This window comes from Anaerocolumna sedimenticola (assembly GCF_009931695.1).
In the GTDB taxonomy this organism is placed as follows: Bacteria; Bacillota; Clostridia; order Lachnospirales; family Lachnospiraceae; genus Anaerocolumna; species Anaerocolumna sedimenticola.
The window spans coordinates 3,833,256-3,846,942 of sequence record NZ_CP048000.1 but is presented as its reverse complement, the minus strand read 5'-3'; the positions used below and the strand labels follow the sequence as shown (position 1 = coordinate 3,846,942).

15 protein-coding genes, 3 pseudogenes and 1 riboswitch are annotated in these 13,687 nt (G+C 34.6%); of the genes and pseudogenes, 6 read left to right on the top strand and 12 right to left on the bottom strand.

All coding sequences use genetic code 11. The annotated features are described in order from the left end of the window. Positions 1 to 350: 350 nt before the first annotated feature. The 6 genes and pseudogenes from Ana3638_RS17105 to Ana3638_RS27110 all read left to right on the top strand — a co-directional run bounded on the left by Ana3638_RS17105 (position 351) and on the right by Ana3638_RS27110 (position 4,823). The gene (locus tag Ana3638_RS17105) at positions 351 to 584 is read left to right on the top strand and encodes a hypothetical protein (RefSeq protein ID WP_202621507.1); all 234 of its coding nucleotides are present in this window, start codon (positions 351 to 353) and stop codon (positions 582 to 584) included. 484 nt (positions 585 to 1,068) lie between these two features. After that, positions 1,069 to 1,396: pseudogene (locus Ana3638_RS26855) on the top strand (transposase); the annotation flags it as partial. A 159-nt stretch (positions 1,397 to 1,555) separates the two neighbouring features. Continuing rightward, a riboswitch (cyclic di-GMP riboswitch) is annotated at positions 1,556 to 1,638 on the top strand. A 113-nt stretch (positions 1,639 to 1,751) separates the two neighbouring features. Further along, a complete protein-coding gene (locus Ana3638_RS17095) occupies positions 1,752 to 2,081 on the top strand; it encodes a hypothetical protein (RefSeq protein WP_161839117.1) in 330 nt (109 codons plus the stop codon). 69 nt (positions 2,082 to 2,150) lie between these two features. Then, positions 2,151 to 3,140 (top strand): 3-oxoacyl-[acyl-carrier-protein] synthase III C-terminal domain-containing protein, encoded by a 990-nt coding sequence (locus Ana3638_RS17090; RefSeq protein ID WP_161839116.1) that lies wholly within the window; start codon positions 2,151 to 2,153, stop codon positions 3,138 to 3,140. Positions 3,141 to 3,186: 46 nt separating this feature from the next. Further along, a pseudogene (locus Ana3638_RS27115) lies at positions 3,187 to 4,322 on the top strand (AMP-binding protein); the annotation flags it as partial. Positions 4,323 to 4,367: 45 nt separating this feature from the next. Then, complete coding sequence (locus tag Ana3638_RS27110; RefSeq protein WP_408609527.1) at positions 4,368 to 4,823, top strand: AMP-binding enzyme; 456 nt, start codon at positions 4,368 to 4,370, stop codon at positions 4,821 to 4,823. 221 nt (positions 4,824 to 5,044) lie between these two features. Here the strand turns inward: Ana3638_RS27110 and Ana3638_RS17075 are convergent. From Ana3638_RS17075 to Ana3638_RS17030, 12 genes and pseudogenes are all read right to left on the bottom strand, one after another. After that, a pseudogene (locus Ana3638_RS17075) lies at positions 5,045 to 5,272 on the bottom strand (hypothetical protein); the annotation flags it as partial. Between the two features lie 243 nt (positions 5,273 to 5,515). Further along, entirely contained in the window at positions 5,516 to 6,262 is a 747-nt protein-coding gene (locus Ana3638_RS27265; RefSeq protein ID WP_246240319.1) for an ArsA-related P-loop ATPase, read from the bottom strand. Continuing rightward, positions 6,229 to 6,927: a TRC40/GET3/ArsA family transport-energizing ATPase gene (locus Ana3638_RS27260; protein ID WP_330587628.1), complete on the bottom strand. Its 699-nt coding sequence runs from the start codon at positions 6,925 to 6,927 to the stop codon at positions 6,229 to 6,231. Before Ana3638_RS27260 ends, Ana3638_RS27265 begins: the two co-directional genes overlap by 34 nt. 8 nt (positions 6,928 to 6,935) lie before the next feature. Further along, entirely contained in the window at positions 6,936 to 7,250 is a 315-nt protein-coding gene (locus Ana3638_RS27255) for an ArsA-related P-loop ATPase (protein ID WP_330587627.1), read from the bottom strand. Between the two features lie 77 nt (positions 7,251 to 7,327). Then, positions 7,328 to 7,717: an arsenite efflux transporter metallochaperone ArsD gene (gene arsD / locus Ana3638_RS17065; RefSeq protein ID WP_161839113.1), complete on the bottom strand. Its 390-nt coding sequence runs from the start codon at positions 7,715 to 7,717 to the stop codon at positions 7,328 to 7,330. A gap of 16 nt (positions 7,718 to 7,733) precedes the next feature. Continuing rightward, the gene (gene arsB / locus Ana3638_RS17060) at positions 7,734 to 8,804 is read right to left on the bottom strand and encodes an ACR3 family arsenite efflux transporter (protein ID WP_161839112.1); all 1,071 of its coding nucleotides are present in this window, start codon (positions 8,802 to 8,804) and stop codon (positions 7,734 to 7,736) included. Positions 8,805 to 8,830: 26 nt separating this feature from the next. Beyond that, positions 8,831 to 9,160, bottom strand: a complete 330-nt coding sequence (locus Ana3638_RS17055) for an ArsR/SmtB family transcription factor (protein WP_161839111.1) — start codon at positions 9,158 to 9,160, stop codon at positions 8,831 to 8,833. Positions 9,161 to 9,237: 77 nt separating this feature from the next. Beyond that, positions 9,238 to 10,878 carry an FAD-dependent oxidoreductase gene (locus tag Ana3638_RS17050; RefSeq protein WP_161839110.1) on the bottom strand — a complete coding sequence of 547 codons (1,641 nt, stop codon included), beginning with the start codon at positions 10,876 to 10,878 and terminating at the stop codon, positions 9,238 to 9,240. Beyond that, positions 10,869 to 11,195: an ArsR/SmtB family transcription factor gene (locus tag Ana3638_RS17045; RefSeq protein ID WP_161839109.1), complete on the bottom strand. Its 327-nt coding sequence runs from the start codon at positions 11,193 to 11,195 to the stop codon at positions 10,869 to 10,871. Before Ana3638_RS17045 ends, Ana3638_RS17050 begins: the two co-directional genes overlap by 10 nt. A gap of 215 nt (positions 11,196 to 11,410) precedes the next feature. Next, the gene (locus tag Ana3638_RS17040) at positions 11,411 to 11,908 is read right to left on the bottom strand and encodes a GNAT family N-acetyltransferase (protein WP_161839108.1); all 498 of its coding nucleotides are present in this window, start codon (positions 11,906 to 11,908) and stop codon (positions 11,411 to 11,413) included. Positions 11,909 to 11,982: 74 nt separating this feature from the next. Continuing rightward, on the bottom strand, positions 11,983 to 12,423 hold the full coding sequence (locus tag Ana3638_RS17035; RefSeq protein ID WP_161839107.1) for a MarR family winged helix-turn-helix transcriptional regulator: 441 nt from the start codon (positions 12,421 to 12,423) through the stop codon (positions 11,983 to 11,985). Between the two features lie 214 nt (positions 12,424 to 12,637). Further along, the gene (locus tag Ana3638_RS17030; protein ID WP_161839106.1) at positions 12,638 to 13,465 is read right to left on the bottom strand and encodes a hypothetical protein; all 828 of its coding nucleotides are present in this window, start codon (positions 13,463 to 13,465) and stop codon (positions 12,638 to 12,640) included. Positions 13,466 to 13,687 lie beyond the last annotated feature (222 nt).

The following is a 13,687-nucleotide window of genomic DNA, read 5'->3' as shown; positions in this document are numbered from 1 at the left end:
TTCGTATACCACATGGTTTTTGCGCATATATACTTCTTCATCATAAGTTATTCTGTCTTTTTCTAACGGCATATTATATCCTGTTAGAAACTTTTATGCTTTTCCATTGGATTGGTAGAAACTCTGCAAATATAAATATGTGTAGTTTAAATATATCACTAAATGGATAATATTTCAAATTATATACTAAGATATTATATTTTATTACATACCCAATCTATGGAACGACAAAACCCCTCAAACACTAAAGTTTAAAGAGCACTGAAAAAGTCTGTTCGCATTGAGTGAATGGATTTTTTGCATGAAAATAGTATAATTATGCTATAAACAAGGATAAAAGGCGGGGAAATATGCTGAAAGAAAATGTGCAAATGAAACTGTCACAGTATAGAAATCTGTATGATATTTTAATCCCTAAAGATAACTTACTGAGAAAAATTAAAGAAAACATAGATTTCAGCTTCGTTAACCCAATGCTGAAAGAACAGTACTGTGAAAAATTCGGTCGACCGGCAGCCGAACCGGAGATGATGTTTAAACTGATGCTTTTGAAAAAGCTTTTACTGCCTTTGCGGTTAATATAAAGAGAATTGTAAAGATGATTGAAATGAAAGAGGCCTAATAAGGCTGTTTTTAGTTTGCGGACGCATAACAAATGTTTCTCAGCTGTATAATAATGCACCAAACCCCTGCTATGAAAAAAAACCAGGGGTTTTTCAGTGCTCTTAAGTTTAAAGGGCTAATAGATGGTTATAGTTATGTTGTTTATTTTTTGGTTTTAGTTTTTCGTTATGAAATATGTCGAACCAATTTAGTATATATTACATCTGGAGAGATAAATGTATTAATGTGCCAGACATGACTGCCTCCTCAAAATATAACTCATGTTCCAATGGAAGATACCGCCAAATCCCCCTATTCAAACCCTCAACATTAAGTAGAGTTAAATATGTGTCATAAGCATTCACACATCCTCCAGTTGCAACTGTCCTTAAATAGTTCTTTCCCTAACCATCTTTAATATATCTTAAATAACCAGGGACAACTTCTCTCACTCCGCAATACACTCTGCGATGCCCTTATTACTCCCATGCTCTTGTTCCTAAGAAAGATCGTAAATACTTTACCATACACAAGTGTGTCAACCCCAAATGCCCTTATTATCTACACAACCAATGTACCGAATGATGACTTAAAGGGCTATAAGAAAAATGAGTATAAGCTACACTATCTCTACCGTGAGTTTACTATGAATTTCTTTAAGATGAGTCTGGATACCCTGCCAAAGAACGCCTCATCCCTGAAATTCAGGAAAAACGATGCTCACATCATGTCGCTTTGTCTTACCCTTCATGTAAATCTCAGTCTGTCTTTGCGTAAGACTTCACAGGCTTTATAGGACCTCTACGGCATCAACATATTTACTAATTGTAATGGTAATGTAAAAAATAGGCTATTTTTCATAATAATGGAAAGAAATGTATTGCTTAATTGTCAAAATAAATATATAATGTAAGCGTATTGTACTTTTTACTTCAAAATCAAAAGAAAATTAAAGTGACAAAGGCAAACCTGCCGAAAGACAGGGACGCAAAGCTACGGGCCTAAGGTTTATACTATGGTCGCCGGGTTGCCATGAATTCACAGACGAGCCGTGGCTTTTTTGCCGGCTCATTTTTCTTTTTTAAATTACTAGTTTCATGGAGCACATTTTCTTTTTTGATAAAATAATAATACAAAGGAGAATGATGATGAAAAAATTTAGTATCAATGTAGAAGGAAATACTATGAAAATTGTACTTGACGGTACCTTTGGAGATGAGGATATTAAAGTCTTCAGACAAGAATATGGAGCAGCGGTTTCTAAAATTAAACCGATTCAGTATACATTGGAACTGGATGCCAGAAATATGGGTGTAATTACTACGGACAAGCAGGATAAGCTGAAACAATTCTTTATTCTTTACAAGCAAACCGGTTTTCATACCGTAACTCTTCGAATACTGGATAGTGCAGTTTTATCCATGCAGGTAAAAAGACTTGCTATGGAAGCTGGTATAACCGATTTTAAAATCTTATAATATAAATTTTGACATTCTATAATGCTTACTTTATAAATTAACATGAATAAATTTAAGGAGGAGCAAAATTTGGTTAAGGTAAAAATAAGAGATTTGGCTGTCAGCCACGGTAAAAAAGTCATGGATAATAAAATGTATATCGAGCATTTTAAGAAACGTGGGAAAGACGTGGAACATTTTCTAAAAGATATAATAGGCAGGGATAAACGTTACCTCTTTGATGAGGATGGTCAGAATACTCTCACACTTTCCATAGAGGCTGTAGAGGAATTATTTCATAAAACCGGACTTTCCGGTGCAGATATGGATATGATCATATTATCCAGTCAGCTTCCGGAATATATTGCTCCTCCTACTTCAATTAAAATCCATAGTTTAATTGGTGGTAAAAAAGAATGTATCTGTTATGATATGAATTCTAACTGCTGCGGCATGACCTTGGCCTTTGACTGGATTTCCAAATATATGTCCGTCAGCCCTAATATTAACCGAACCCTGCTTATTGGCTGTGATTATATTAATTTAATCATTGATACAGAAGAAGAAAATCTCTATGGCCATTACGGTGACGCAGCCTGTGCAGTTATTCTGGAAAAAACCGAAGAAGAACGTGGCGTCCTGGATTCCATGTGTATTGTAAAGAATGAAGGCGTGGATGTAGCCCTTATTCCCGGTTGCGGGTTTTCCAATATGTTCCGCTCAAAAGACCGGGAGGAACTCCTTATTAAATTTACACCGCCGGAAGAAAATGTCCCGGAATCAGCTGTTGAAACCATCACTACGGTTCTTGGAAGAAATGAATTAAAGCCATCGGATATCCGAATGTTCTGCTTTTCCCAGTACGCTCTTATCAATATTCAAAAAATAAGAGAAATACTTAACATTGACGAAGAACACAGTTTATATATCGGTGATATTTACGGATACACAGGAACCAGCAGTCCCTTTATTACCTTATATGAAGCCATAAAGAGAGGCCAGGTAAACAGAGACGATTATATTGTCTTATGGACAATCGGCTGCGGTTCAGAAAATATTGGTCTGCTGTTTAAATACTAACAGCAGGCAACATTTCTAAAACTTTCAATGATAAAGGGGAGCGCATGTGTTTGTAAATAAAAATCTTGCAGATGTATTAGATAAAAAATGTTTGGAATTTGAGGACAGGGAAGCCCTTGTTTATCCTTTAACCGGTGAAAAATTAACTTATGGCCAGCTAAAAGAACTAAGTACTTCCTTTGCTAAAGGACTGGCTGCTTTAGGTGTTAAAAAAGGAGATCATATTGCTATTCTGTCTTTAAATTCACCTCTGTATGTAGCCTTGGAGATTGCAGCTGCCAGAATCGGGCTGTATTGGTATGTATAAATACAAGCAGTACAAAAAGTGAGCTTTCCTACGTCCTTAACCAGTCGGAAAGCACCTTTTTATTTATTACAAAGGGTTTTAAAGGTAATCCGTTTATGGAGCATTTACAGAGCCTTTGCCCGGAGCTTAAAAGCGCAGAACCCGGCTGCCTTTCCAGTAAAGAACTGCCTAAGTTAAAAACCGTTGTTTCGCTGGATAACACACAATTTCCCGGTACATTTTCTTTGGGTGCCATGTTAAAACTGGGTAAAAAAATAAACACGGAAGAATTAGCCCAAATTCAAAATCAGGTTACTTCAAAAGATCCTCTTAATATCTTCTATACCTCGGGTACCACGGGTAAAGCAAAAGGTGCAGTCTTAAATCACTTTTCCACGGTAAATAATGCCATAACTTCCGGAGAACGTATGGAATATGATCCGGAGGACAGGATTTTACTATGTCTTCCCCTCTTCCACGTTATCGGTTTTGTTTTAAGTACCATATCCGGTCTCCTCTATGGTTCTGCTATCGTCATTGCCGAACGTTTTGAGACCAAAAAAGTACCGGAATTGATTATGGAAGAAAGTTGTACGGTATTTAACGGCGTTCCCACCATGTTTAATTTTCTCTTAAACAATGATTTAAGTATATTTGACCTTTCTAGTTTAAGAAAAGGTTTTATAGCCGGCTCCTGCTGCAGTGAAGACCTTCTTATGAAAATTATTGAAGAATTAGGCATTGAAAACATCGCTAATTTATATGGACAAACAGAAGCCATAGGTATTACACAGATGGCTGCCGAAGATGTGCTTTACCACCGTCTCCATTCCATTGGAAAACCCTTACCCGGCGTTGAAATTAAAGTTTTAGATTTCTCAACCGGTGAAGAGGTAATCTGCGGAGAAAAAGGTGAATTATGTGTGAAATCCGTTTATATTATGGACGAATATTATAAAAACATGGAAGCTACAAATAGGGCTATTGATAAAGACGGTTGGCTGCATACCGGCGATATTGTCAGTTGTGACAGTGAAGGTTACATAACCATTAAAGGCCGTATAAAGGAGCTTATCATCCGCGGCGGCGAAAATGTTTCTACTGTAGAAATTGAAAATGTTTTAAAACGTCATAGAGGGATTATGGATGCTGCTGTTATTGGTGTTCCTGATGAACTTCTGGGCGAAGAAATTTTTGCATTTATTATTAAAAAGCCAAATGCAGAAGCTCTGGAAAAAGAAGTGATTCTGGATTTTGCCCACAAAAATATGGCAAAGTACAAAGTCCCTAAGTATATAGTATTTGTAAATAGCTTTCCTGTATCTTCAAGCGGAAAGGTTCGTAAGTCTATATTACGGGAACAGGCTAAGAAAGAATTGGAAAAGGTGTTAATTTAAAATTAGCAGCTCCCCTGGTATTAAAATCTGATTTTTAGATATTCAGATAAAAATGTATTCAAAGAACTATTATAAAACTTATTTAGTAATGCTTTTGTTTCTATATTTTGCACCGTCCGTTTTGATATTAAAGTCTTACATAAAAATCGCCTCTGGAATAAATATGGGTGTACCGGCAATAATTATAATGCCGATGGAATAAATGCAACCGGCGTATGGGTTCAGGTTTTCTGAAGCTTATGCCGGTTGCTTATTCTACTTACAGGTATTGGTGCCAGTCTATCTTCAAAAATGAGACTTAGTTGGCTTAATACCATGTCCCAGTTCCTGTAACGTTGCGTCCATTTCTTTAACACATTCATGGATGCCAGATACAGCATTTTTTCAAGGGATGTATCATTAGTGAAGGAATTTTTCGTTTTGGTAACTTTACGGAACTGATTTGAAATCAGATGCGAATTCCATTTTGTCAATTAGAGAAATAATATTATTCGGATTATTGCAGTCAGCTTCAAAGTCCATTTGTTCCATAATCTCGCCGTTGATATATAAATTCGTCAGTATACTGACCACTATAATACCTACAATTGATTTTTAATCAATATCTTGAATTAAATATGGATAATATTCTATAAATCAAAAGCTGCCTGACAAATGTTGTAAGCAGCTTTTGGAAGTATAATATTATTAAGTTAAATTAATAAAAGTTTATCATCTCTTATATCTTCTGCTGTCCATCCGATAACAGCAAAATTTCCATCTGTGTGTTTATCTACTTTATTAATCCATTCAATTTCATTACTGGCTTTCGCTGATAATAATGGATTATTGGTTCCAGTACGGTACAAAGATGCATTAATCACCCACCATTTACTTGATATTTTAGCACGTTTTAAATCCTCCTCTAAACGTTTTGCTTCATATACCGGTGTAGCTTCGGCAAGTGTAACAATGATTACTTCTGTTTCTTCCCGATTTCTAAGCCTTGGCAGCAGCTTTTTAGCTGATTCCGGAATGTCACCTTGAGAACGTTTCATTTCCTGATTATAGCTTTGTGTTGAATCCAATAATAACAATGTATGACCCGTAGGTGCGGTATCAATTACTACAACCTGGTTATCAGCTTTTTCCACAATTTCTGCAAAAGCCCTGAAGACGGCGATTTCCTGGGTGCATGGGGATTTTAAATCTTCTTCTACATAAGCTATGTCATCCTCTGACATAGTTTCCTTTGCTTTACTTAGTACCTCATTCTGGTATTTTCTTAATTCTTCCTTTTCATCAATATGACTCATTGTAATACCCGCTGATTCATTAATAACGAATTTTAGATGGGCTGCCGGATCCGTAGTAGTCAGATGTACTTTTTTACCTCTTTTGGCAAGCCCCAAAGCAATGGATGCGGCTATGGTGGTTTTACCGACACCACCTTTTCCCATAGTAAATATGACTTTTTATCCGAATCATACAAATCAGTTATAATGTCATTTATTTGAGGAATTACTTTAGCATTGATTTTTTCTTCACAGAATTTATAATTATCCCTTGTTAATAACGCTCTGACGTTTTCTATGCCGGTAATATTATATGCTCTTAAAGGAATCGTATAAATTCTTAATTTCTTTATTCCCTCAGGCATATCCAAAAGTGCATTTTGCTGTTTTAGATACAAACTCTCGGATATTTTGTCATTATATGAGGACAGGACACCATTTATGATTAAAATTTGGTTGTTAATACCAATCTCTGCTAATTCCTTTGAAGCTCTTTCCGCTTCTGCCAGGGGTGTTTTCTCCGGTCTTGAAACCAGTATTAACGTAGTAATTTTCTTGTCTGCTAAGGTTTCTACAGCCTTTTTATATATTTCCTTTTTACTTTCCAAACCTGATAATTGACCAAGACAGGATGCACCATGGGTATTTTGACTAATAAAATTACTCCAGGCAGAGGGAAGTTGGAGCATTCTTAAAGTATGTCCCGTGGGTGCAGTATCAAAAATGATATAATCGTAATCTCTTTGTACCTTTTCATCCGTAATAAATTTGGAAAATTCAGTAAATGCTGCAATTTCAACGGTACAGGAACCGGAAAGTTGTTCTTCCATATTATTTATTACCACATCCGGGAGCTGACCACGATAGGGGCAATAACACTTTCCCGATATTCCTCTGCCGCTTTTATTGGATCCAGATTAGCCACTACAAGATTTGGAACATCGTTTATTATAACTCCTTTATTGTTCAGTTCTGTTTGGAAGACATCCTGTAAATTAGATGCAGGATCCGTACTGATAAGCATAACTTTTTTTCCGTTATCGGCTAAAGTTACTGCAGTAGCACAAGCTGTGGAGGTTTTTCCAACTCCACCCTTTCCGGTGAAAAAAAGATACTTCGTAAGTTCTGCTTTATTTAGATCGAATTGTTCCATTTTACGAACTTCCTTTCAGTATTTACAATTCTATAGGCAAATGCGAAACTATTTTGTTTTTTAAATATACCATACAATTAGCAATCTCCTCCGGAACAGCTGCATCCCCTAGTCTTTTTAATTTTTGCATTCATTAAATTAGGTTTTACACCAATATAAATTTTAGGGATGTTAAGTAATTTTACAAATTCATCATTGGTAGGATATCTTCCGGTGATAACAATTTCATCATTTAATACGATAATTGGTAAACTTTCTACACCTTTTTCCTTTAAACAATTATTTACTAACTTGTTATTTACAAATTCCTGTGGTGTATTCGTCAGATTATACCTGTCAATATTAATTCCATTCTTTTTCAGTGTATTAAGTATTGTTGAGATTCTCATCAGTTCCGGATTTACTCCAACTCCACAAAGACCTGTAGGACAACACATTGCCGGTTCAAATATTTGCATTTTTTTCATACTGCAGCCTCCTATATTATTTTATATAAACTTTATTTGTATCAAAATATCTTTTTTTAAAATAAAGTGCCAGGTTAACAAGACTTATCATAACCGGGACTTCAATCAACGGACCGATTACAGCTGCAAATGCCTGATCTGATGAGATTCCAAAAACAGCTACTGCGACTGCGATAGCAAGCTCAAAGTTGTTGCTTGCTGCTGTAAAGGACAATGTTACTGCCTGTTCATAATTAACTCCCTGTCTGTAGGACATATAAAAACTTACTAAAAACATGATAGCAAAATAAATTAATAATGGTATTGCAATTCGTATAACATGCATTGGTAATGCTACTATAAATTGACCTTTTAATGCAAACATCACAACAATTGTATAAAGTAATGCAATTAGTGCTAGAGGTGATATTTTAGGAATAAATACATTTTCATACCATTCCTTATTTTTCACACGTAATAGCACAAGTCTGGTTAAAAATCCGGCCGCAAATGGTATCCCAAGATAGATCAGTACACTTTTTGCCACATCCAATATAGAAATATTAATAACCTGACCGCCCCAGGATAATCCCAGCCATTTTGGAAGAACGGTTACAAACAGATAAATATAAAATGAGTATAAGAATATCTGGAAAATAGAATTTAATGCAACCAGTGCAGCGCAATATTCATTATCTCCTTTAGCCAGGGTATTCCAGACAATAACCATAGCAATACAGCGTGCGAGCCCTATAATAATTAATCCAACTGCATAACCCGGCATATCCGGCAATAATAAAACTGCCAGGAAGAACATCAACAAAGGTCCAATAATCCAATTTTGAACTAAAGAAAGTACAAGAACTTTCTTATTTCTTGCTGCGTCCCCAATTTTTTCATATTTGATTTTTGCCAAAGGCGGATACATCATTATAATTAAACCAATTGCAATTGGCCAAGATATGGTACCCGTACTCATTCCTTCCAAGGTTTTGCCTAGTTCCGGAAATGCAAAACCACCTAATATCCCAATACCCATAGCCAAAAAAATCCATACTGTTAAAAAACGGTCTAAAAAAGATAATTTACCTTTCTTTTGTTCACTCATATATAATATCCTCCTTGAAAAAGATTTTATTTATCACAGATATCGTTGGAGCAATTTTTACTTTTCTCATAATCCAGCTGGTAAGTTGGAAGTTGTTTCAGCTTAACAAGCAGATAATCCCATAGTTCAATATTCTCCTGCTTAAAAGTATCATTGATTCGATAATACGCCCATTGTGCTTTTTTATAGTAATCAAGAATTCCGCATTGTTTTAAGACAGTCAAATGTCTTGAAGCATTGGATTGTGACATCTCAAGACAAAACTCAATTTCACAGACACACATTTCTCTATCTAAAAGCAATGATAAGATTCTTAATCTGCTTTCTTCTGACAGTGCTTTGAATATTTCTACCAAACTGACTCCCCCCTTATATGATTAGATTGATATATGAGCATATAGACATATTATATGATTAAATAAAATCTTTGTTCCTATGATTTTTTATTCTTGCGAAAGTGTTTATGGCCTCCGGAGAGATTAAATACTTCTTTAAATCCATGATTTAACAATATGTTTTGGGCAGCATTTCCGGTAACTCCTTTATTGCAGTAAGTTACGGTTACCGTATCCTTATCAAAATCATTCAGAGCTTTTCTTAATTTAGAGTGAGGAATATTTTCAGCAGTCTTAATATGATCTTTATCATACTGTGACACAACTCTTGCATCAATTAGTTTATAATTTTCTCCCGACTTAATTAATGTATCCAATTCATCTGGAGTAATTAGTTTTCTGTTTCCATTAATTGCATTATCCAAAATCATTCCCGTATACATAACCGGATCTTTCGTTGTGGAAAATGGCGGAGCATATGCTAAATCCAAATGGAATAAATCCTCTGCCTTAGCCTTATAAGTAATTGCCGTAACAAAAACATCAATTCTTTTATCAACACCGTCATAACCAACGATCTGTACACCTAAAAGCCGTCCGCTTGCTTTATCGGCAATCCCCTTGATTATCATTTCTTTTCCACCCATGTATTCAGGTTTATTTGGCTTTATATTATGACATACCACTACTTCATATCCTTCGGCTTTTGCTTCTCTTTCCGATAAACCTGTCTGTGCAACTGCCAAGTCAAAAACCTTGAATATTCCGGTACCCAATATTCCCCTGAATCTCAGATTACCTCCGGTAATACTATCCCCTGCAATTCGGCCGGTTTTATTTGCAGTGGAGCCCATAGGACGATATACCTTTTTACCGGTTATAACATGAAACTGTTCTATACAATCGCCGCAAGCGTAAATATCTTCCATGTTTGTTTCCATCTTCTCATTTACTTCAATGGCTTTCGTAACACCTAATTTTATTCCTGCTTTTTCAGCCAGTTCCGTATTTGGTCTTACTCCGGTGGAAATCAGAATAAAATCTGTTTTTATTTCTCTTCCATCCTCTAACATAATACCTTTCTCATTAATTTCCTGTACAGTAACACCTGTAAATACTTTTACGCCATTTTTTTTCAGATGGTCCTCAACATATACCGACATATCGGTATCAAGCCCCGGTGTTACCTGGGAAAGTTTTTCTATCAGGGTTACCTCAATACCAAGAGCTTTCAGGTTCTCACACACTTCAAGGCCTATAAATCCGGTACCGATAATAACGGCAGATTTCGGATTATTTTCAGTAATAAAACCTTTTATATGATTCATATCTCCAATATTACGAAGTGTAAATACATTTTTATATTCGATACCCTTTATCGGCGGTACAGACGCTCTTGCTCCTGTTGCAATCACAAGTTTATCATAGCTGTCCATGAAGATTTCTCCTGTAGCAAGATTTTTAACTTCTACCGTTTTAACTTTACCGTCTATAGCTATTACCTCATGATTCGTAAAAATATCAACATTGTATTTACTCTTAAAAAATGCAGGATTTCTGGGCGTCAACAATTCTGCATTATCCACTTCTCCGCCTATATAATAAGGCATACCGCAACTGGAATAAGAGATATAATCCCCTTTATCATATATTATGATTTCTGCATCTTCCCTATTTCGTCTTGCCTTAGCTGCAGCACTTGTTCCCGAAGCCACCGCACCTATGATAATTAATCGCATTTATTCTCCTCCTTAACAGTTTTACAAATGCAGGATTGCTTATCCGTTGTTATAAAGTGCCATACTTCTTTCACCTCATTAACTTTTTCCGTATTTAAGCTGTATTTCATCCAGGCACCCTCTCTTCTGCCATAAACCAGGCCGCTTTCGGTTAATATTTTCATATGATAAGAGAGTGTTGGCTGAGTAATATTAAAAGATTCTAATATATCACAAGCGCACAGTTCACCGCAGGATAACATATCGATTATCTTTAATCTTGTTTCATCAGCAAGGGCTTTAAAAATCGGCACATAATCACTATAATTGTATTGCATCTATTCACCTCTCATAGAAATATTTCAATGATATAGATATTTATCTATATCATCATTATATGTAACATATAGATAATTGTCAATATGCTGCTCTTTTTAATTAATATTTTTTTCTCTATTTTAATGACAAAACCCCTTAAAACTTCCAATAGTTTTAAAGGGTTTAAAATGTAAATCTATATTAAATTATAATAACATTCAAATTCCTCCATTCTTTAGTTACCGATGTTTTTACTTCTATGCTCTACCAGTATAACATCATGCCATTTTCCGTTCTCCATTTTTCCAACACGTTCTCTGTAACCGATTTCTCTAAATCCACATTTCTTATGTAATTGCCTGCTTGGTATATTTTCTTTAATAATTCCTGATTGTAAAGTCCAATACCCCTCTTTTTCTGATTGATCAATCAAATTATTAAGAAGTGCAGTACCAACACCCATTCCTTTGTATTCTTCTCCAATATAAATACTGACTTCGGCTACGCCGGCATAAACACAACGGCTTGATACAGGAGATATAGCTACCCATCCTACTATTTTATCTCCTGAACGGGCAACAAAACGGCAATTCGTATTATGCCCCCGATTCCAATCTTCCCAAGTTGGTATATCATTTTGAAAAGTAGCAATTCCCGTTTTAATTCCGGCTAAGTATATGGCAGAAACCTGCTGCCAATCTGTTTCTTTCATATTATCTATTATGAAGTCCATAATTTCTCCTCTCCTTTGTGCGCTTTTTCATGTGCACCTTTACTAATTCCATTTTAAAGTACCGGTTACGCTATTTAACTGCAATTATTATCTTTGACTGATTGAACTAATATCTGCAGGCTTTCTAAAACTTGATTTCTTTTATCCTCCGGAATGGAACGAAAGATGCTGGTGTAATAAGCAAACATATTATCTTCAATGCTTTTAAATACCTCGGTCCCTTTATCCGTTAACTGAATTGATATATAACGCCTGTTTTCTGGATCTGTTTCCCTTTTTACTATTTCAGCATCTACTAAATTATTAATTGTTCTGCTCATGGTACTTTTATCTAATTCAAGTAACTCAGCAAGATCAATCAAGGAAATTTTCTTAGCTCTTCCGATTTCAACTAATGCATGGCATTGAGAAATAGTCACTCCGCAGCATGAGGCATCACTTTTTTCTAGAATACCTAAATTTCTTACTAGTATTCGCAATAGTTCTCTCAAGGTTTCGCTTCCTTGGTTTAACATCCATTCACCTCTTTTCTCTGTCTGAATGCATTATATCATACAACAGTTGTATTATGCAACCATATTTTTATTTTCTCGAAAGCAAAGTGAGAATAGCAGGCTTGCAATAATTCGAAGGCGTACGCGAACCGTAGAAGCTCACAAAGCGTGTTACTTCCGGTTATTATTATTTCAATTTGTTTTCTCAATTATTTTGTAATTCGGTCAATCCCTATCATAATAAGTTCTTAATAACTTGAAGATTATACTTTAATAATAAGAAAAAGAGATCTTTTTTTGTATTAAAATCCAAACTATTAAAGTCCTTTTTTATCTTTCTCGTAAAGTTTTTGGATAAATCTTCTTTCATACTTATGGTTATAAAAGCTTTTAATAGATCATTGAAAAAAAACCTGGAATCCTGATTCTTGTTTAATACTTTCATAAAACTCTGTATAGCTTCCCTATGCTCAGGATCTATATAAGTATTAATTATAGCGTCCCGGTTAAAGGTATAGTTTATATTTAATTTATTTTCGAAACAATATAGCTCACTTATATTGATTAAATTAATAGCTTTAATATTGTCATTAATAAAATAAGTATTATTTTGAAATGTTTTACTCATTTTTAAAACTATTAAAGGAAGATTTAATCTCCCTAAATGAATTTCATTTACTTTAAATGCCAGCTTACCGTTCACTTTTATTGGTTGTAACTCTAAGTTTATACCGAAGTGAATACTCAAAGTTTTCATTGAAGTTTTAACGACAATATTATTTTCAGCTAATTCAATATATAAACCATTAAGTATGATCCCTTTAGGCAGTTTATTCTGTAATTTTACACTGACATCTTTGGCGATTAAACGATTCAGTTCTTTTTCCGTAATCGTCAAATTATTTTCACCAAATAAATCAGGATCTGATTCAATTAATATTTTTTTAACTAAATTATATTCTTTTCCGACAGTAATGATATGTGATGGTTTTATAAGATATAGAAACAGAAAGATAATTATAAATAATATTAGTATTACTATCAATTTTCTGCCTGCCCTCATAGTTTAACCACCTCAAATATTCTTTTTAACGGATTTGTATCATTTTCCCGGTTTTAACAGATACACTGCATTTATTTTAGTGTAATGCAATCTTTTATCTTGTGTATTTATCACTCTTATTGTATGACTAATTAAGACTAAATTATTGCCAATATTAAAAAATATATAGGATGTGATTTAAAAATATACACGAAATCAGAATAAAGGTGGATATATGAGAAT